The organism is Nocardiopsis sp. iso_238 (assembly GCF_056173325.1).
Genome location: NZ_CM149668.1, coordinates 2,945,120 through 2,963,915, shown reverse-complemented (window position 1 = coordinate 2,963,915; position 18,796 = coordinate 2,945,120). Strand labels below are relative to the sequence as shown.

Here is an 18,796-nt window from a genome sequence, read left to right as displayed (position 1 = left end):
GGGGCTCACGCCGCGAAGTCCGCGCCCATGATCGGGCGGACCTCGATCGGTTCCCCCAACACCTCCACGATCCGGGAGGCGATCTCCACGGCGCGTTCGTGCCCGCTCACGTCGATCACGGCGAAGCTCGCCAACACCTCCTTGAGCTCGGTGAAGGGGCCGTCGGTGGCCAGCACCCCCGTCCCGTCCCGACTGATCGTGGTGCTCACGGCCGGATGCCCCAGCCCCTCGCTGGAGACCAGCTCACCGGACCCGACGAGCTCGCGTTCGATCTCCTGGTAGGCGGCGAAGGCGGCCAACGCCTCGGGGCTGGGGGTATGGGCGCTCTCGGCGTCCCAGGAGTCACGGGGGGTGTAGCCCAACAGCAGGTACTTCACGGGGTTCCTCTCGGTCGGTGCGCAGATCCTAGACGGGTTCAGACGGAGCGGCGCAGCCACAGGGCCACCGCGCTCGTCCAGCCGAAGGCGAACAGGCCGTTCACGGCGACCTGCACACTCGTGTGCTCCGGCGACACGGGCAGCAGCAGCACCAGGGCGACCAACCCGCTCAGCACGGCCGGAACCGGAGCCCGACGACGCGCGTGGCGCAGCGCCAGCACCAGCGCGGCCACGGCCAACGCGGTGAAGGCCAGGGCGGCCGCGCCGGAGTGCACCACGCCGTGCCAGGACATCCGGGCGACCGGCCCGTCCGGGGTGCCGACCGGGAACCCGTACTCCGGGTCCATCGGAAACACCCCGGCCACGACCAACCCGAGACCGAAGACCGCCACCAGGACGGGCAGGGCACGCCGACCCCTCCCCTCGGTGAGGGTGCGCGCGATCCCCGCCGCCAGGGCCGTCACACCCAGGCCCGCCAGCACGAACGTGGCCACCTGCACCCAGCCGGCGCCGCCGGTCGCGAGCTGGCTGATCGGGTGGCGGGTGAGGTCGAAGCCCTCCCGGACGAGCATCTGCACGCCGGCCGAGACGAAGAACAACGGTCCGGCGGCGGCTCCGGCGAACAACAGGCGCGCGGTCGTCGGCGCGGTGGTGACGGTGGTGGCCATCTCTTCCTCCGTGGTCAGTGGGTGTTCACCAGCTACCTCGGAACCACGGACCCCACCTCGACGCTCTCCATATGTGACCCAGGGCACATCCACGGGTCGTCGAGACACCGGACCCGGCCACGACGTACCGGCGAACACCCACCCACGAAAGAGGACACCGTGACCGCCTACGACGACCCCACCCCACCCACCGACGACGTCCGCGCCCTGGAGCGGCTGACCGGCACCTGGACCGTCAGCGGACAGGCCCAGGGCACCGTGCGCTACGAGTGGATGCCGGGCGGGTTCTTCCTGCTCCAACACGTCCAGCTCACCCAGGACGGACACGACGTCACCGGCATGGAGGTGATCGGCAACCTGCGCCCGTTCGGCGAACCCACCGGCGGCGACGTCGCCTCCCGGTTCTACGACTCCCTCGGCAACACCTTCGACTACGTCTACGAACTCACCGGCGACCAGCTGACCATCTGGGCCGGAGCCAAGGGCAGCCCCGCCCACTTCCAGGGCACGTTCAGTGCCGACGACTCCACCGTCACCGGCGCCTGGACCTACCCCGGAGGCGGCGGCTACACCTCCACCATGACCCGCGCCTGAGCACCCGGGGTGGCGCCGGGACCGACCCGACGCCACCCCGGTCACACACCACGACGGTGCCGCAACCGGGTGGTGGCCGCCAGCAGCGGAGTGGTGACCGAGGTCGCGGCCGCCCCCAGCACCGTGTCGGCGGCCAGGACCGCGCGGACCGTGGACATTCCCCGGGCGACCACCTCAGCGCCCCGGTCCCGCATCCCCTCCTCGAACCGGCCGACCGCCCGGACCAGCGAGAGCTCCCCCGCCGCCACCGCTCCCAGCTCCTCGACCAGGCCCGCCGCGTCCCGGATGGCGGCACCGGCACCCATCCCCGAGGTGGGCGGGGTGGCGTGCACCGCGTCCCCCAGCGCCGTCACCGGACCCGCCGGCCACGGAGCGAGCTCCCGCGCCCGCGAGGACGCGGCATGGAACCGAAACGCGGCCACCGAACGGGGATCGGCGCGCTCCAGGACCTCCAACACGCGCTCACTCCACCCCCGCTCGACGAACAGACCCACCAACGCCGACCGCAGCTCCCCACCCCGCAGGCCACGCAACGCCTCGGTGGCACCGGACTCCGGGAACATCGCCCCCCACACGTAGGTGGGACCCCTGGTCACCGACGCGCACAACCCCGGCCGATCCAGAGCGGCGTTACCGACCGGATCCAGGAACCCGACGTAGAGCGCCGACCCACGCCTCCCGATCGCCAGCCCCGAACGCGCCCCCAACCGCCGCCGCTCCCCCGGCCCCAGCGACGACGCCAAGGTGCGACCGGAGAAACCGACGAGACCCGCCGGAACGTTCGTGGGTCCACCAGCCAGACACCGGGCCACCAACGAACGCGTACCGTCCGCCCCGACCACCACGTCACCGGAGACCGCGGCACCGTCCTCCAACACCACCCGGGGCGCCGCCCCCTCCTCGTCGAAACCCACCTCGGCCACGGATCGCCCCAGACACAGATCCCCACCGGCCGCCTCCGCGAGCAGCGTCCGCAGGGTGATGCGGTCGACGTCGACACTGCCGTCACCACGCAGGTCCGGTCCCCGCCCCAACAGGCGCCCCCGCCGGTCCCAGAACGCGTCACGCTCCCGCAGCCACACCCCCGAAGCCGACGCCAGCAACCGCTCGAACACCTCCGGCGCCACCAACCCCCGCAGCGCCTCCTGCGCCCTCGGATCCAACGTGATGTGGTACCCGCCCGTCGCCGCCACGTCGGTGTCCCGCTCGAACACCACCACGTCCGTCCCACGACGACGCAGCCCGGCCGCCAACGCCAACCCCCCGATCCCGCCACCGACGACAACCACCCGCACCATGCCGACCCCCGTTCACTCCGGGACCACCCCGGACACCAGGAGCATGGGCCACGTAGTGGACACCGAACGGCCACCACCGCCCATAATGATGCGGTGGCCACCACCTCACGACGAGCACTCCGGTTGCTCTCCCTGCTCATGGCACGACACCAGTGGTCCCTGAGCGAACTCGCGACCCGACTCGGCGTCAGCGAACGCACCACCCGCCGCGACATCGAGACCCTGCGCCAACTCGACTACCCGGTCATCACCGTGCGCGGACCCGACGGCGGCTACCGGCTCGGCACGGGACACACCCTCCCCCCGCTGCTGCTCGACGACGACCAGGCCCTCGCGATCGCGGTGGCCCTACAGACCGCACCCAGCACCGTGTTCGGCCTGGCCGACGACACGGCCAGGGCACTGGACACCCTCACCCAGGTCATGCCCGCCCGAACACGGGCCGCCATGGAGGACCTGCGCCTGACCCGCCTGCGGAACTACTGGGAGTTCCCCACACCCCCCATCGACCCGCGCACACTCACCACGGTCGGCGCCGCCGTACGCCACCACCACGTGCTCTCCGTCGAGACCCTGCGCCCCGACGGCTCACGCGCCCAACCCGGCGAGGCGGACTTCCACCCCGCCCGGCCCGTCGAACCCCACCACCTGGTGGTGTGGGCCGCACGCTGGTACCTGGTCGCCTACGACCCCACCGACGACCAGTGGCGCATCCACCGGGTCGACCGCCTCCGGCCCCGCCCGACCCGACGACCCTTCACCGCCCGCCCCCTGCCCGGCGGCGACGTCGCCCAGTACGTCATGACCACCCACGACCGAGGCGACGTCCCCGCCGCCTGGCCCTGTGTGGGAAGCGCGCGCCTGCGCCTGCCCGCCGACGTCGTGGCCCGCTGGGCCCCGGGCGGCTCGGTGACCGAACACATCGACGCGCACCACTGCCGACTCACGCTCGGCGCGTGGTCGTGGGCGGGCGTCGCGGGCATCCTGGCCACCTTCGACACCGAACTCACCGAGGTGACGCCCACCGAACTCGTCCGGGCCGGTCAGCGCCTGGCCGACCGGTGGTCCACCCCCACGCTCCCCCGCTGAGACACCATCCCTCGGTTCTCCCGCCCGGCCACCGCTCCCCGCCACGGCCAGCGCGTCCACCCGGCGGACGGATACCGGCGCCGGACGGCGCGAGCGCGGACGCGATCGAACCGCCTCGGGGCCCGTACGTCAGTCGGCCAGGTCAGTGAGCTGGCGCAGGACCGTGTCCGCCGCCCACGCGGTCCACCGCCCCACGGACCAGCCGCAGTGCACCGTGTACAGGGTGAACACCTCGGGGCTGAGCAGCGCCAACGCGGTGTCGGCCGCCTCCTCGACGCCCAGGCCGGAGCGCAGGACTCCACGGGCGGCCAGAGCACCCGCGAAGACCCGCTGCACCTCGCGGCGCTGATCGACGTTGGCGGCCCACAGCGCGGCGAGGTCGGGATCGGAACCGGCCGCGCCGCGCACGACCTCCGCCAAGGGTGCCACCCGCTCCATGACGGCCGCCGTCCCCGCCACCTGGAGACGAACCTGCTCACGGGCGTCCCCCGAGGCCAGGGCGGCCCGGACCCAGGGCCGGTCCAGGGTGGCGACGGGCTCGGCGTCCCCGGCCACCGCCTGGTCCAGGGCCTCCTTGAGCACCGAGGGCTTGGTCCCGAAGGTGTTGTAGACCGTCTGCGCCGCCACGCCCGCCTCCCTCGCGATGCTCTGCACGCTGGTGGAGGCGTAGCCGTGCGCGACGAACAGACGCGCGGCGGCGCTCGCCACCCGCGCTCGGGTGGCGAGGGAGCGCGCCCTGCGCCCGTCGGCGGGTGTGTCCATGACCTCGCTCCTCAAGTAGGTGGAGTACTACTCCACCCAACTTAGCGGAGAGCGTCAAGGGATTCAGCATCTCCCCAGACAGAGGGCGACGTCTGCGCCCCGACAGCATCGCATACCCTCGCTCACATATATGTAGTGTCACTCAATATTGAAGGGATCGCGGAGATGCGCGTACTCGTCCTGGGCGGCTACGGGGCCGTTGGGGCCCCGACCACCGCCGCACTGCGCCAGGCAGGCCACCGGTGCCATACCGCCGGGCGCGACCCGCGCCGGGCCGACGTCCTGGTGGACCTCGCCCACCCCGGACTCGACGACTACCGGTCGGCGGTCGCCGAGGTCGACGCGGTGGTCAACCTCTCCGGCAACGAGAATCCGCGCCTGGCGGAGGTGGCGGCCGACCACGGAGCGGCCTTCGTGGACGCCACCGCCAGCACCGACCACGTCGAACGCCTGGAGGCCCTCGAACTCCGGGTGCCGGTGCTGCTGAGCGTGGGGTTGGCGCCCGGCCTGACCAACCTGCTCGCCGCCGACCTGCACGCGTCGCACCCGGACACCGCCCCGTTGGACCTGGCGGTGGTGCTGGGGGCCGGGGAGGCACACGGCAGGGCCGCCACGGCGTGGACGTTGGGCCTGATGGGGCGTTCCTTCACTGATCCGGCCACCGGGGAGCACGTCCCCAACCTCACCCGGGGGCGCGACTTCGTCCTGCCGGGGATGGGGAGGCGACGCCTGTTCCGGGCCGACTTCAGTGACCAGCACGCCCTCACCCGTGATCTGGGCCGTCCCGTGCGCACGCACCTGGGTCTGGACTCACGTGCGCTGACCCGCGCGTTGTCCCTGATCGCCCGCCTCCCGGGGGCCGGACGTCTCCCGACCGGGGTCCACCTGCCCGGCTCGGACACCTGGACCCTGCTCGCCCGGTCGGGAGACCACCACCGGTGGGCGCGGGGCCGGGGCCAGTCGGCGGCCACCGCCGCCCTGACCGCGTGGGCGGTCGACCTGCTCCCCGACCTGGGGGCGGGCGTCCACCACCTGCACCGTGTGGCGACCCTGGGCGATCTGCCCGCCGGGATGGAGTTCACCGTCGGCGCCTCACCGGAGGCCGACCCGGAACGGCCGTGACCGGAGGTGCGGCGTTGCGTCCCGGTCCCGGGACAGAGTGTGTGGACCCGCCACCGAGGCCGCATCCGCCGCCTCCGCGGGGCATCGCCCCCAACGCCCGGCGATCCGCAGGGTGGCCGGATCGAGGAGAACCGCTTCAGGATTCAGCGCCAGACCTCCACGTGAGGTCACGACAGCCCCGAGCACAGACCCGAGGCCCGAGGGCTTCGTCGTGCCCGGATCCGTCAGCCAGAGTTGACGTACGCCCGACCTAGCAGCGGTGGGTCCCAGGAACTTCGAACTCACCGCTCCCACCCGCTGTGGTCCGGTACGGCCGGTCCGGGCCCATCCGGGCGACCAACTCCCCTGCCGCCTTCCGGAGGGGCCTGCCACGGAGCCACACCAGCTGCACGGGCACGGCCAGTCCGTTTCGGAGGTTCTCGAACTCCATCACGCGCACGGTCCCCTCGGAGACCTTCCCCCGCACCATGCGCAGCGGCAGGTTGGCCCAGCCGACCCCGCGTTCCACCAGTCCGAGCGCGGTCTCCGCCGAGTTGGTGCGCCAGTGGGCGTCCGAGACCACCAATCGCCGCTCCGTGAGTTCCTGTTCCAGGCTGGACACCGTGATCTGGCGGGCACCGGCGAGGTCCTCCAGGCGCCGCAGGTCCGCGGGCAGCCCGAAGGTCTCCACGGTCGCGGACGCCACCGCCACGAACATCTCCTCCGCCACGTTCAGGAACACCTCCTCCCGGTCGTTCCGGGTCTTGGCGAACATCAGCGCCAGGTCCACGGCCCCGGTGTGCAGCATCTCGCGGACGTCGTCCTGCTGAGCGTCGGCGATCTCGACGGGGAGCAGGGGGTGGCGTTCCGCGATCTCCGCCACCGCGCCCAGAAGGGGGCCCCGGTCGACTCCCGCAGCCACTCCCACGGTGAGCGTGCTCTCCAGGTCGTCGGAGAGCTCCATCGCGTGCGCCTGGAGGAGGCGCAGCCTGCTGGCGATCTGCCGGGCGTGCGGGATGAGGGCGTGCGCCTGCGCGGTGGGTGCGGGCTCGCGTCTGGAGCGGTCGAACAGCGGGTAGCCGAGTTCGGCCTCGATGTTGGCGATCCCCATGCTGACCGCCGAGGGGACCCGGTTCAGCGCGCGTGCGGCGGCCGAGAAGGAGCCGTGGTCGACCACGGCGAGGAACAGGTCGATGTTGTCGCTGGACAGGCCCATCAGGGATATCAACCCAACTGAAAGAAGCTGACTTTTTCCATCACCCTAGCTGACGCTAACGTCGGCCCCTGCTGCATCCGAAAACGCTGGAAAGAGTGCGAAGTGCAAGGTCTGAAGCGCAAGCTGGTCTATGTGAGCGGTTACGAGGTCATCGGATTCCTGGTCGGTACCGCGGTGATGACGGCCCTGACCGGCAGCGGCCCGGCGACGACGGCCCCGCTCGCGATCATGATCGCCACGGTGGCGTCGCTGTGGAACGTGGCCTTCAACTACTTGTTCGAGGCGTGGGAGAGACGGCAGGCCAGCCGCGAGCGCACTGTGGGGAGACGGGTCCTGCACGCGGTCTCGTTCCAGCTGACGCTGGTGTGCTTCCTGATCCCGCTCATCGCGTGGTGGCTGGAGATCACGCTGCTTCAGGCGCTGCTGCTGGACCTGGTGTTCATCGTCTACATCCCGTTCTACACGTTCGGCTACAACTGGGCCTTCGACAAGGTCTTCGGCTTGCCGTCCTCCGCCATCGCGGACCCGGACCCCGAGGCTGGAGTCAGGGCCGGGCGGTAGCGATGAGGGCGAGCAGTCCGTCCAGGACGGACCAGGGGGCAGCCAGTGCTTTGAGCCCGGCAAGAGGAGCCGTCCGTGAGGGCGGGTAGCGGTCCGCCCTGGATCAGGGACGACGTGCCGCTGCCCGGCGGGCCGAGCAGCAGGACCAGCCGTTGGCGCCGCAACTCGGCCAGCACACGGTCCGCTGCGGCTTCTCGCCGTGGAACCACGCGGTGTCCTCGCGGGTAGGGGTTCGGCCCTGGCTACGGGGACGTTTCCTGGGCATCGGGGCCTCGCCTTCGACGGGGGACCGGGAGCGCGTCGAGGTTCACTTGGGGGTATCCGCCGGGGTGCGGGTTCGCGTGCGTGCTCGTGGCCCCTGTGGACCCCTTCTTTATTTCGTTTCGTTGGTAACGTTATTTATGAAACGTTACGTAGTTTTCGTGACGAAACAGATCCCGGAACCATGGAAATCCTGACTTCCGATAAGTCAACCTTCTAGGAAGTCAGCGCCCTGGGGGTGCCCCGACCCCCTCCAGGGCCCCGATCCGGGCCGCCAACGTTATTGAGGACACCCCGCGACCCGCGAAAACGCGGTGGATACACCCCAGGCTGTACTGTCCCCTGAGGGTTCCTCGACCTCCGGGGAGGACCGGTCCGAGTTGTGGCGGCACGCCGACCCCTCGCCGCGCCAGGGTCGGACGGGCGTCCGCCGGTGACAGGCTCGTGTTCCACGTCTTCGCACGCACGCCGATGTTCCCCAACCCCCACCCCCGACCAAGCGACTCTCAGAACCGTTCAAATCACAACAAAGTCCCTTGTGTCCTCTTTGTCGTTCTTGCGGTGCCGGGTCTGCTGGCAAGCACACGCTCGGAGGAGGAGGTTCCACGGTGACGGAACAGGAGACGGCCGCAGGGCGGGCCGGACCGGGATGGATCGCGGTCGGTGTCGCGCTCGCGATGATCGTCCTGGTGACGGCCGGGTGGTCACTCGTCAACACAGTGATTCCCGGCAGGACCCCGGTGGCGGCCGGGCAGGAACTGGCTTTGGGCGGAGACGGCACGACCCGCGCCGCACTCGTGGTGCCCGAGGACGGCTGGGAGATGGACGTGGCCGCCTCGCACCCGGGGCAGTCCTACCGCCTCGAACACGGCTCCCTGGTACTTGATGTCGGTCGGCCGGGGGAATCGGAGGCCGACCCCGGCACGGACCGGCGCTGGGAGGGAACACGCAAGGTCCTGCGCTCGCAGGCCCCCTCCGCCGAGATCGGAGCGCCCGCGACGGTCGTCTCCGCCGACGGCACGGAGGGGCTCGCGGCGGACGTGAGCCGCTCCCAGGGGTCGGGGTCCGTCGTGCTGTTCCCGGCCCCCGGCGACAGCTACGCGGTCCGGATGGTCCTGCGGGGCACGGACGGCGACCCCGGCCCCTCGCCGGAGGACCTCGCACACATGATCACTTTCTCCGGGGAGGCCGAACATGGTTAAGGCCGGACACGAATCCGGGGCCACCGGCCGCGCGGCGAGCGGGGTCCCGGCCCCCAGAGGCGGTCCGGGGGTCCGAACCGCCCTGTCCCGCCCGGGAAGAGGGCGCCCGGTGAGACCGCTGCAGGCCGCACGCCTGCTGATCGCCCTGGTGTGCCTGGTCTCCCTCGGGTCCCTGGCGTACCGCATGTTCGGCGTCGCCGTGGCCTTCCCCGCGGTGTGGGCGGGCGCGTTCCTCCTGGGCGCGCTCACCCTGGTGTTCGGGTACTGGCTGTTGCGCCGTCTCCGGCCCGTGCGTGCTCCCGGGACGGCCGTGTCACTGGCGGCGGTTGCCTGGGGGCTGTTCGCCGTGACCGCGCTGGCCCTGGCCGCCAACGAGTCTCTCGACGCGGTCCTGGCCAAGACGATGGGTCCACAGGCGGCGGACACGTGGGGTGCGGCGGTCTCGGGGCCCATCGACGAGGAGCTGCTCAAGCTCGCCGGGGTCGTCCTGATCGCCGTCGCGTTCCCCAACGCGGTCAGGGGGCCGGTGGACGGGTTCGTCATCGGGGCGCTCACGGGGCTGGGGTTCCAGGTGACGGAGAACTTCTTCATGGCCGTGCAGGAGGTGACCACGAGTGGCGGACTGGGCGGGGTCGACCTGGTGGTGCAGTCCTCGGCCATGCGCGTGCTGCTCACGGGGATGGGCACGCACTGGGCTCTGTCCGCGGTCGCGGGCACCGCGGTGGGGCTGCTGGTGGCCGCTGGGCGGCGGCCGCCGCCCAGCACCCTTGCGGCGGCCCTCTCTCTGGTGGTGCTCGCCATGGGGATGCACGCGTCCATCAACCTGCCCTTCCTCCAAGGGCCGGCGGTCGTGATCAAGGCGCTGGTGAATTTCGCGCTCGTGATGGCTCTCTACTTCGTGCTGCGCCGAGCCCACCTGCGGCGGTTGCGCGGCGCGCTGGAGGAGGTGGGTGCCGAGCAGGGGTGGGAGCGTGAGGCCTCTCTCGCGCTGGCTACCCGTCGGGGACGGCGCAAGGCCCGGCGGGAGGTCGCCGCAGTCGACCGGACGGCCCTGCGTGGTGAGCAGGACCGACTGGTGACAGCGGCGGAATCTCGGGCCTTGGGCAGGGGCACCCGGGAGGCCGTGCCGGGCGCGGCGTGACCACTCGGGCCAGAAAGGCGTGGGGGCAGCACCTGGAACCGAGCAGAGGGCTCCGCGCTCATCGCGCTTGAGCCGACTGCACCCTGCCAGCGTGCTGCCCAGCCCGAGTTCACCAACCCCGAGCTCGTGGGTCACGTCCGTGAAGTCACGTGCTCTACCGCACCCACCCTCTGGGACAGGCTGGTGCCGCATCTGGCCAGTTCGTGAGTCCGGGGCCCGCAGGGTGTCACAGCAGGCCTTGACAAGGTCCGGCCCGTTTCCACCCACCGGTGGAGCCGGGCGCAGGAAACTACTCGCGGGCTACTTGTCCTGTTTGTCGGGCGCTCGGGAGAACCACCTCCCCCGGGGCAGCGGACCCCAGCCCACCGGAGACCCTGGTCCCGGCGATCGAGTGGGCCGGTGCGGACCGTCAGCGTGACCGTGCCCCGCCGCCTGGCGGCGGGGCACGATGCTGTCAGAGGCCCACCCCAAACACTCAGCGAGGACCCGTGCGCCGCGCCCGCCAGCAGGTCAGGGCGTCACGACGATCTTGCCCCGCACCCCGCCGCGTTCGAGCCTGCGGTGCGCCTCGGAGATGTCGTCCATCGCGAGCACGGCACTGACCACCGGCGTGACCGTGCCCTTCTCGACCAGAGCGGAGAGCTCCTCCAGTTCCTCCGGGGAGGGATCGTTGCTGAACGCGCCCAGGCGCGTGCGCCGGTCCAGGCTGCCCGCGGCCACCCACAGGGCCGCCCGGATCGGACGGCTCGGATCCAAAGCCAGCGGGAACAGCGTGCCACCCCGGACGAGCCTGCCCCGAACCTCAGCCATGTGCGTCCCGACCAGATCGACGATCACGTCGAAACGGCCCAGCTCCTCCACCCGTGTCTCACGGTGGTCCAAGGCCTCGGAGGCACCCAACCCACGCAACCAGGAAAGGTGGGCGGCTCCCGCCAGCGCGGTCACCTGCGCACCGAGCGCGGCGCCGAGTTGCACCGCGACCACCCCCACGCCCCCGGCCGCCCCGCGCACCAACAGCCGTTGCCCCGAACGCAGCCGCACCCGCCGGGTCAGGGCGTGCAACGCCGTCGTGCCCGAGGCCGGCAACGCGGCGGCCTCGGTGGCCGTGACCGAACGCGGAGCGGCGGCGACGCGCTCCTGGGGCACGACCACCGACTCGGCGGCCGAACCGAAGGTCCCGTGCGGCATCACCCCCCACACCACGTCACCGACCCTGGCGCGTGTGACGGCCGAGCCCGTCTGGGCGACGGTCCCCACGAAGTCGACACCCGTCCCGGCGGGCAGGCTCTGGCGCAGCACGCGGCGCAGCCGCCCCGCGCGAATGGGGATCTCACCACCGCCGACGGCCGCCGCCGACACCTCGACCCGCACGTCGGTCGCGCCCACCGGGGGTGTGGTGAGCCCGTCGACGACGGCCAGGACCTCGGGCCCCCCGTAGCGGTCGTAGCGGACTGCGCGCATGGTTCCTCCTCGGGCGGGGAAGCCCCCGCCGTGTTCGTGGGTTCTCACCGGTGATGACCCGGTGCCACTGTGGGCAACCCACCCCCCACCGGCCACCCATCCCGACGACGAAGAAGTGAGACAACCCATGGCCCAGGACACGCAGATCCTCCCCGGATCCGAGCCACGGGAGTTGCGGCAGGACGCACGGCGCAACCGACTCAGCGTGCTGCGGGCCGCTCGGACGGTCTTCCGTGATCGCGGTCTGGAGGCGACCACGCAGAGCGTGGCCCACCACGCCGGAGTCTCGGCTGCCACCGTCCACCGGCGCTTCCCCGGCCGGGACGCGCTCGTGGCCGACCTGGCCGAGCACGCCGCCGAGGAACTGGTGGAGTGCTTCCGGAACCTGGCCCGGACGGTCCCGCCCGATCTGGCGTTGGAACGCGCCCTGCGGATCGTCGCCGCCGAGACGGTCGCCACGCGCGCGTGCGCACCGGAACACCGCGAGCGCTTCGCCGACCGGGCGCACGACCTCGACGAACGCGTCCACCAGGAACTGCACCGGCTCCTGGTGAGTGCGCAGGAGGGCGGTCGGATCGCGGCGACGGTCACCGCCCAGGACCTGCGGTTGGTCAGGACCGCCGTCACGGCGGCCGTGGGGGCCGAATCGGACACCGAAGGCGCAGCTCGGGCGGCCCAGCGCATGGTGACGCACTTCGTCCGGTCGTTCCGCGGTACGGACTGACCCGGTCTCGCGCACGCCGGGCCCCTCCGCGCGGGTCGGGGTTTCCCTCCCGCGTCATGGCCTTCAGGTGACCTTGTGGGAAGCCGGAGGCTCGGGGGAGTCGGGAACGTTCTGTGTGACCTCGGTGCTGGCCTCGGAGGCGTTTTCTCTGGCCAGGCGCTCGGTCTCAGCGTCGTGGGCCTGGGCGGCCGCCCTGCGTGCCCGCTGGTGACCAGCGGACAGAACCAGCGCGACCAGGACCCACGTCCACGCCCGCCTGTCCCGAGGAGATGCCGATGTGGACCACCGTCGAGGTGACCCTCAGGGCACCCAGGGTGCCCATGAGCACCTGGGTGCGTGGTCGCGTCCCGCTGGTGTCGAGGGCTTCGTCCCGCCCTCGACCGCCGCTCTGCTCCGAACCTGGTGTCCGGGAGTCGCGGGACCGGCGAGAGCCCCCGCCATCGTCCGGGAGTGTCCCGGGTGGTGGCGGGGGCGCGTGCTCGGGTTCAGGGTTCCTCGTCGGTGGTGGTCGATCCCAGCTCGTTCAGCCAGGCCAGGTGACTCGCCAGGGCCGCACGTCCCTGGGGGGTCAGGCGGAACCAGGTCTTGGGGCGGCGCCCGACGGCTCCCTTGCGGACCTCCAGGTATCCGGCGGCCTCCAGGGTACGGCTGTGTTTGGAGACCATCGGGTCGCTGATGCCGACCAGGTCGCGCACGGTGGCGAAGTCGATCCACTTGGCGCCCTGGAGGAGTGCGCACATCGCCAGGCGGGGGCCGGTCTCCAGTTCCGTGTGGCGTTGGGCGTTCACGCCCGTACCCGGCCGTCCTCGATGTCGCGGCGCATGGCCGCCTGCACCCAGAGGTAGCCGCACAGCGAGGACAGCGCCACCGGACCCAGCACGGCCAGGGCCAGGCCCTCCTGCCCCCGTCCGACCAGGGTGTGGATGGCGATCAGGCCGAGGACCGTGACGATCATGACGACCACGCGCGGGCGCCGGGCGCTGGGGTAGGCGCTGGCCCAGCGGGGCAGGGTGACGCCGGTGCGCCGACGGCGAACCCAGCTGAGTCCGGCCGCCGCCACGGCCACCACGACCAGGATCCACTGGAGGTAGCGGCCGTCGAGGGAGAGCAGGGACGTCCAGATCGGCAGTCCGGCGACCAACGTGCAGCCGACCGCCTGGATGGCCCAGAAGGAGGCGGGCGGTGCGGTGTGGGCGGCGAGCCTGCGACGTGCCTCGGCGGCCTGGTCGAGCGGGGGTGTGGGGTCGGCGTCCATGTCCATCTCCTGTCCGTTCATCAATTACTTTCTAAAAGGAAAGTAGATTCCATGGCGAGGGTTGTCAACCCCCGGGAACCGCGAGACCCGGCACGTCCCGGACCCCGGAGCCGCTGAACCCCACCTCACGCCGCACGTGGGGGCACCGACAGGCAGATCCGATCGGAGGGCCCTGACCATCCGGGCGGCCGGGCCGTTGGCTCTGGCGCGGAGGCGGGCCCGAACCCTCGACCGGGACGCGGCGGCGGCCGACCCGACGGAGTCGACGTCCGTCACGGGACGGACACCGGCACGCGCTCTTCCCCATCACGCGGACGAGTCGGCCCCCACCATCCGCGCCTCGACCCACACGCAGAGGACCAGGCGGTGGTCGCCGACGCCCAGGCCACGCGCGCCGACGTCGGCCCGGACGCCCCCGGGGTGGCGCCGCGCGATACCGCGGCGACGGGGTCCGGTCTCCTCCCATCACGGGGGAGGAACAGGCGGACACGGACCCGCGCCGCTCAGGTGAGCGCCCCCCGCGTCAGCGAGCGGCCGTCACGGCGCGGGTCCGCCCGCCCCGAGGCCGAACGGACCCACACGACCCGCCTCCCACCGCCAGGGTCACAGCGCGTGGCCGCCCGCGACCTGCACCACCTGACCGGTCACCCACCGGGCCTGGTCGGAGGCGAGGAACACCACCGCGTCAGCGATGTCCCGCGGCTCACCCACCCGGCCCATGGGCACGATCCCCTCGACCTCGGCCACCAGCTCCTCGTCCATCCATCCCGTCTGCACCGGACCCGGCGCGACGGCGTTCACCCGCACTCCGTCCCCGGCCAGGTCCAACGCGGTGGAACGGGTCAACGCCTCCAAGGCCGCCTTCGACGTCCCGTAGCCGGTCTGGCCAGGGAAGGCCCGCGCGGCGTCGGTGGTGATGTTGACGACGCACAACGGCTCCCGACCCCGGCGGCGCCCCACCACCCTGGAGGTCAGGACCGCCGGGGCGATCGCGTTCACCCGGTAGTGGCGCTCCAGCGAGGCGTACGTCAGCGCGTCCACGGTGTCCGGGGTCTCGCAGTGCGCGGCGTTGTTGACCAGGACGTGGACCGCCCCGGCCCGCTCGACGACCTCGTCCACCAACCGGGACGCCCCCTCGGGGGCGGACAGGTCGGCGCCGACCGCGAAGGAGCCGTGCCCCAGCTCGCGCGCCAACCGGTGCGCCTCCCCCGGCGCGGGGGTCACGTGCCCCCACACGGCGCCCTCCGGCACGGGGGCGTCCCAGGGCAGGTGGTGGACGGCCACACGCGCCCCCTGCGCGGCGAACGCGCGACTGATCGCCGCGCCGATGTTGCCGGATCCGCCCGTGACCAGGACGGTGCGTCCAGCCAGGCCAGTGTCGATCATCAGGTCTCCTTCGTGGGTGTTGGCTCAACGTGGACTCACCCGGACAGGGGGACCACGGGGCAGCGCCCACCAACGAAGGGGAACCACGGGAGAGGGGAGGAAGACGAACACGGACGTCCCGAAGCTGAGCAGGGTTCACCCCGCGGGGCTGGACGCCACGCACACGGGGACCGACGGCTCTCAGGAACGCATGGCCGCATGCTACCCACCACAGGGCCGACCCGACGACCCGTTTTCCCGCCAGACCCCCGAGGTGTCAGGAAGCGGCGGCCCTCCCGGCTCCCTGGTGGACTAGCCTGGGCACGCACATCACGACCGAGGAGGTGGGACCGATCACCGCAGCAGCAGGACGGGCACCCCGCGCTCCGCACGTCACCAAGGTGTAGGTCCGGGAGTGCCCGCAGGCACCCCGAAAGGCTCCCTTGTCACACCAGCCCTGCCCGCCTTCTCCCTCTCTCGTCGCCCAGCTGCGCCAGGCCGGATGCGTGTTCGCCGAAGAGGAAGCGGCACTGATCGCCGCCACCGCGCGCACCCCCCGCGAACTGGCCCGCATGGCGCACCGGCGCAGCACCGGAACGCCGCTCGAACACGTCCTTGGCTGGGCACGCTTCCACGACCTGCGCGTGCGTGTGGACCCCGGTGTGTTCGTCCCCCGCCCCCGTACCGAGTTCCTCGCCACCCAGGCACTGACCCGCACCCGCCCCAGGGCCCTGGTCGTGGACCTGTGCTGCGGCACCGGTGCCCTGGGCGCCGTCCTGGCCACCCACCGGCAGGGGGTACGCCTGCACGCCACCGACATCGACGCCGCCAGCGTGCGCTGCGCCCAACACAACATCACCCACCTGGGCGGACGGGCCCACCACGGCGACCTGTTCTCCCCGCTGCCCACCGCACTGCACGGACACGTGGACGTCGTGGTCGTCAACACCCCCTACGTCCCCACCGGACAGATCGCCCTCCTGCCCACCGAGGTACGCGACCACGAACCCCTCCGTTCCCTGGACGGCGGCCCCGACGGACTGGACGTGGTGCGCCGCGTCTGCGCCCGGGCCCGCCCCTGGTTGGCGCCCGGCGGCCACCTACTGATTCAGGCCCACCCCGGGCAGAAGGGGCCAGCCATGGCCGCCCTGACCCGAGGAGGACTCCAGGCCACGTCGGTGACCTGCGACGACACCGACACCGCCGTGGTCGTCGGCCACCGCCCCTGACCGAACCCCGTGCTCGCCCTCACCCCCGGACGAGGGCGAGCACCCGCCCCAGGTGGTGCTCCGCGATCCCCACCATCTCCGCAGGGTCGGGGAAGTCCCCGTCCAACAACCGCAGCGGCCCCGCCACCAACGACAGGTGCTCCGCCCACGCGTACAACTCCGTACGCGCCGGATCCAACCCCGGACGCTCCAGGTGCCGGTACAGGTCACCGAACCGCAACCGCAGGAACGCGTGCTCCCACTCGGCGTCGAAGAACATCAGCCCCTCCACGTCGATCAACACCGGCTCACCCGAGGGCGTCACCAGCACGTGGTCGGGCCCCAGCTCACCGTGCACCAATCCGTGTTCGAACCGGGGACCCACCCGTTCGAACAACCCGCCCAACCGCACCTCCACGGCACCGGCGACCTCCGCCAGCTCCGGCCTGCGCCGCGCCCCCTCGGCCAGATCCACCAACGCCCGCTCCACCACCAGCTCCGCACAGGAACGATCCCGCACCAGCGGCCGCGACACCTTGCCCACCCCCGACTCCGACCGGGCGCCCATCACGGCCAACGCCTCACCCAACCGGCCCAGCACACCCTCCACGAAGACCGGGTCGCCGTGGGCGATGTGCTCCTCCAGCGTGGGCCCCCGCACGTCCTCCACCAGGGCCACGTCCGCGCCGAGTTCACGGTGGTCGCGCTCCATCCACAGCACGCGCGGGGTACGCACCCCCAACGGCTCCAGCGCCTCGACAGCGCCCACGAACAGGTCCACACCGTCGGCGTGGGAGAAGGGCCCCTCCTCGGCGGGGGCCGCGGGCCAGTAGTTCTCCGCCGCACTCCACACGTAGGCGACCACGCTGGAGTCGTCGGCCGCGACCAGCCGGTACACGCCCTTCTTCGTGCCGCCGCGCAACCGCTCCACCCCCACGACCCGAACACCCAGGGCACGACGGGCCAACTCCTTCAACGAACCGGTGGGGGTCAGGGCACGCACGGAACACTCCCAAGGGGGCTGGGGGGCGGGACCGCCCCAACCTAGACGGCCCGATCGGGGTTGTCGACCCCGCGCAGGCTCTCCGTCCCCCCACGTTCACACTCCGTTACACACCCGCCGCTAACCTCACCAGCGTCCCGCCCCCCGCACGAAAGCGAACCCCCCATGACCGCGTCCCCCCGCTCCGCGGCACGCCGCCCGCTGCGCATCCGTCACGCCCTGGCCCTGCTCGGCGTCGGCGCCATGACCCTGGCCCCCACCGTCGCCCTGCCCGCCACCGCCTCCGCGCAGCAGGCCCCCGAGCGGCTCACCCTCTCCCCCACCGCCGACCCCGCCACCTCCCAGACCGTGACCTGGCGCGCCGACCACGGCCGGACCGCCGTCCTGGAGATCGCCCCCACCACCGACCCCGACCAGGTCACCCGGGTCCAGGGGCAGGTCACCGGCGACGCGGGCGGCACCCACTACGCGGCCACCGCCACCGGCCTGACCCCCGACACCACCTACCGGTACCGCGTGGGCGACGGCGACCAGACCGCGGGCGAGTGGCACACCTTCACCACCGCCTCCCACGAAGCCGACCCCTTCAGCTTCCTGTACTTCGGTGACATCCAGAACGACATCACCTCCGGCGCCGCCCCGGTCGTGCGCGCCGCCCTGGCCGCCGAACCCGACGCCGAACTGGCCGTGCACGCCGGCGACCTCATCGACCACGCCAACAGCGACTCCCAGTGGGGCGAGTGGTACGACGCCTTCGGCGCCGACACCACCGGCGGCGTCAACCACGTGACCGCCCCCGGCAACCACGAGTACTCGGGCACCGACCTGAGCGACCACTGGGCCCTGCAGTTCCCCGGCGCGGGCAACGGCCCCACCGACGGCGCCGACCTGAACGAGACCGTCTACCACACCGACTACCAGGGGGTGCGGTTCGTGGTCCTGAACTCCAACTACCGCAACACCACCCCGCTGCGCCCCGGAGCGTGGCTGGACACCCAGCGCGACTGGCTCGAGTCGGTGCTGGAGGACAACCCGAACCCGTGGACCGTGGTCACCTTCCACCACCCGGTCTTCTCCAACAGCCCCGGCCGCGACAACGGCCCCCTGCGCGAGTCCTGGCTGCGGACCCTGGAGGACCACGACGTCGACCTCGTCCTCCAGGGCCACGACCACTCCTACAGCCGCGGCAATCTGACCGCGAACCGCACCGAGGACCCCGACACCCACACCGGCCCCGTGTACGCGGTCACCGTCACCGGCCCCAAGATGTACGACGCCCGGGACGACAACTGGACCGACCACGGCGCCGAGGCCCGCGTCCAGCTCACCGACACCCAGACCTACCAGGCCGTGCAGGTGGACGGCCCGACCCTGGAGTACGTGGCCCGCACCGCCGACGGCCGGGTCGTGGACTCCTTCACCATCGTCAAGGACGACCAGGGCAAGCGTGTGACCACCACGTCCTGACCTTCGAGCCCTTCCCCTGGGGGCGCCCGGAGCCGCGTGCGGG

Annotated in this window: 20 protein-coding genes; 9 read left to right on the top strand and 11 right to left on the bottom strand. The window is 72.1% G+C overall.

Annotated elements, in window-relative coordinates:
* Positions 1-5: 5 nt before the first annotated feature.
* Both AC0VYL_RS13250 and AC0VYL_RS13245 read right to left on the bottom strand, forming a co-directional pair.
* Positions 6-377 carry a YciI family protein gene (locus AC0VYL_RS13250; RefSeq protein WP_475483333.1) on the bottom strand — a complete coding sequence of 124 codons (372 nt, stop codon included), beginning with the start codon at positions 375-377 and terminating at the stop codon, positions 6-8.
* 38 nt (positions 378-415) lie between these two features.
* On the bottom strand, positions 416-1,045 hold the full coding sequence (locus AC0VYL_RS13245) for a DUF998 domain-containing protein (protein ID WP_475483332.1): 630 nt from the start codon (positions 1,043-1,045) through the stop codon (positions 416-418).
* Between the two features lie 159 nt (positions 1,046-1,204).
* Between AC0VYL_RS13245 and AC0VYL_RS13240 the strand changes: the two genes are divergently transcribed.
* The gene (locus AC0VYL_RS13240) at positions 1,205-1,639 is read left to right on the top strand and encodes a hypothetical protein (protein ID WP_475483331.1); all 435 of its coding nucleotides are present in this window, start codon (positions 1,205-1,207) and stop codon (positions 1,637-1,639) included.
* A 41-nt stretch (positions 1,640-1,680) separates the two neighbouring features.
* On the opposite strand, the gene AC0VYL_RS13235 is transcribed toward AC0VYL_RS13240, so the two are convergent.
* Complete coding sequence (locus AC0VYL_RS13235) at positions 1,681-2,937, bottom strand: FAD-dependent oxidoreductase (RefSeq protein ID WP_475483330.1); 1,257 nt, start codon at positions 2,935-2,937, stop codon at positions 1,681-1,683.
* A 93-nt stretch (positions 2,938-3,030) separates the two neighbouring features.
* Here AC0VYL_RS13235 and AC0VYL_RS13230 point away from each other — a divergent pair, with 93 nt between their 5' ends.
* Positions 3,031-4,026 (top strand): helix-turn-helix transcriptional regulator, encoded by a 996-nt coding sequence (locus AC0VYL_RS13230; protein ID WP_475483329.1) that lies wholly within the window; start codon positions 3,031-3,033, stop codon positions 4,024-4,026.
* A gap of 129 nt (positions 4,027-4,155) precedes the next feature.
* On the opposite strand, the gene AC0VYL_RS13225 is transcribed toward AC0VYL_RS13230, so the two are convergent.
* Positions 4,156-4,788, bottom strand: coding sequence for a TetR/AcrR family transcriptional regulator (locus tag AC0VYL_RS13225; RefSeq protein WP_475483328.1), 633 nt, complete (start codon positions 4,786-4,788; stop codon positions 4,156-4,158).
* Between the two features lie 165 nt (positions 4,789-4,953).
* On the opposite strand from AC0VYL_RS13225, the gene AC0VYL_RS13220 reads away from it, so the two are divergent.
* Positions 4,954-5,910 carry a saccharopine dehydrogenase family protein gene (locus AC0VYL_RS13220; RefSeq protein ID WP_475483327.1) on the top strand — a complete coding sequence of 319 codons (957 nt, stop codon included), beginning with the start codon at positions 4,954-4,956 and terminating at the stop codon, positions 5,908-5,910.
* A gap of 250 nt (positions 5,911-6,160) precedes the next feature.
* On the opposite strand, the gene AC0VYL_RS13215 is transcribed toward AC0VYL_RS13220, so the two are convergent.
* Entirely contained in the window at positions 6,161-7,105 is a 945-nt protein-coding gene (locus tag AC0VYL_RS13215) for a LysR family transcriptional regulator (protein WP_475483326.1), read from the bottom strand.
* A 102-nt stretch (positions 7,106-7,207) separates the two neighbouring features.
* Between AC0VYL_RS13215 and AC0VYL_RS13210 the strand changes: the two genes are divergently transcribed.
* The gene (locus tag AC0VYL_RS13210; RefSeq protein ID WP_475483325.1) at positions 7,208-7,666 is read left to right on the top strand and encodes a PACE efflux transporter; all 459 of its coding nucleotides are present in this window, start codon (positions 7,208-7,210) and stop codon (positions 7,664-7,666) included.
* Here AC0VYL_RS13210 and AC0VYL_RS13205 read toward each other — a convergent pair.
* Complete coding sequence (locus tag AC0VYL_RS13205) at positions 7,576-7,875, bottom strand: nSTAND1 domain-containing NTPase (protein WP_475452776.1); 300 nt, start codon at positions 7,873-7,875, stop codon at positions 7,576-7,578. The two genes, AC0VYL_RS13210 and AC0VYL_RS13205, sit on opposite strands and share 91 nt — an antisense overlap.
* A 660-nt stretch (positions 7,876-8,535) precedes the next feature.
* Between AC0VYL_RS13205 and AC0VYL_RS13200 the strand changes: the two genes are divergently transcribed.
* Positions 8,536-9,129, top strand: coding sequence for a hypothetical protein (locus AC0VYL_RS13200; protein WP_475483324.1), 594 nt, complete (start codon positions 8,536-8,538; stop codon positions 9,127-9,129).
* Positions 9,130-9,238: 109 nt separating this feature from the next.
* Positions 9,239-10,270, top strand: coding sequence for a PrsW family glutamic-type intramembrane protease (locus tag AC0VYL_RS13195; protein ID WP_475483323.1), 1,032 nt, complete (start codon positions 9,239-9,241; stop codon positions 10,268-10,270).
* 510 nt (positions 10,271-10,780) lie between these two features.
* Here AC0VYL_RS13195 and AC0VYL_RS13190 read toward each other — a convergent pair.
* Positions 10,781-11,731, bottom strand: a complete 951-nt coding sequence (locus AC0VYL_RS13190; RefSeq protein ID WP_475452770.1) for an NADP-dependent oxidoreductase — start codon at positions 11,729-11,731, stop codon at positions 10,781-10,783.
* 127 nt (positions 11,732-11,858) lie between these two features.
* On the opposite strand from AC0VYL_RS13190, the gene AC0VYL_RS13185 reads away from it, so the two are divergent.
* Entirely contained in the window at positions 11,859-12,455 is a 597-nt protein-coding gene (locus AC0VYL_RS13185) for a TetR/AcrR family transcriptional regulator (RefSeq protein ID WP_475483322.1), read from the top strand.
* A gap of 485 nt (positions 12,456-12,940) precedes the next feature.
* Here AC0VYL_RS13185 and AC0VYL_RS13180 read toward each other — a convergent pair whose 3' ends face one another.
* The 3 genes from AC0VYL_RS13180 to AC0VYL_RS13170 form a co-directional block, all read right to left on the bottom strand.
* The gene (locus AC0VYL_RS13180; protein WP_475452766.1) at positions 12,941-13,243 is read right to left on the bottom strand and encodes a winged helix-turn-helix domain-containing protein; all 303 of its coding nucleotides are present in this window, start codon (positions 13,241-13,243) and stop codon (positions 12,941-12,943) included.
* A complete protein-coding gene (locus tag AC0VYL_RS13175) occupies positions 13,240-13,731 on the bottom strand; it encodes a hypothetical protein (protein ID WP_475483321.1) in 492 nt (163 codons plus the stop codon). Before AC0VYL_RS13175 ends, AC0VYL_RS13180 begins: the two co-directional genes overlap by 4 nt.
* 582 nt (positions 13,732-14,313) lie before the next feature.
* A complete protein-coding gene (locus AC0VYL_RS13170; RefSeq protein ID WP_475483320.1) occupies positions 14,314-15,096 on the bottom strand; it encodes an SDR family NAD(P)-dependent oxidoreductase in 783 nt (260 codons plus the stop codon).
* A gap of 422 nt (positions 15,097-15,518) precedes the next feature.
* Here AC0VYL_RS13170 and AC0VYL_RS13165 point away from each other — a divergent pair, with 422 nt between their 5' ends.
* A complete protein-coding gene (locus AC0VYL_RS13165; RefSeq protein WP_475483319.1) occupies positions 15,519-16,304 on the top strand; it encodes a putative protein N(5)-glutamine methyltransferase in 786 nt (261 codons plus the stop codon).
* Between the two features lie 19 nt (positions 16,305-16,323).
* Here the strand turns inward: AC0VYL_RS13165 and AC0VYL_RS13160 are convergent, their stop codons facing one another.
* On the bottom strand, positions 16,324-17,286 hold the full coding sequence (locus AC0VYL_RS13160) for a phosphotransferase family protein (protein ID WP_475483318.1): 963 nt from the start codon (positions 17,284-17,286) through the stop codon (positions 16,324-16,326).
* Positions 17,287-17,451: 165 nt separating this feature from the next.
* On the opposite strand from AC0VYL_RS13160, the gene AC0VYL_RS13155 reads away from it, so the two are divergent.
* Positions 17,452-18,753 (top strand): purple acid phosphatase family protein, encoded by a 1,302-nt coding sequence (locus AC0VYL_RS13155; protein WP_475483317.1) that lies wholly within the window; start codon positions 17,452-17,454, stop codon positions 18,751-18,753.
* Positions 18,754-18,796: the final 43 nt, after the last annotated feature.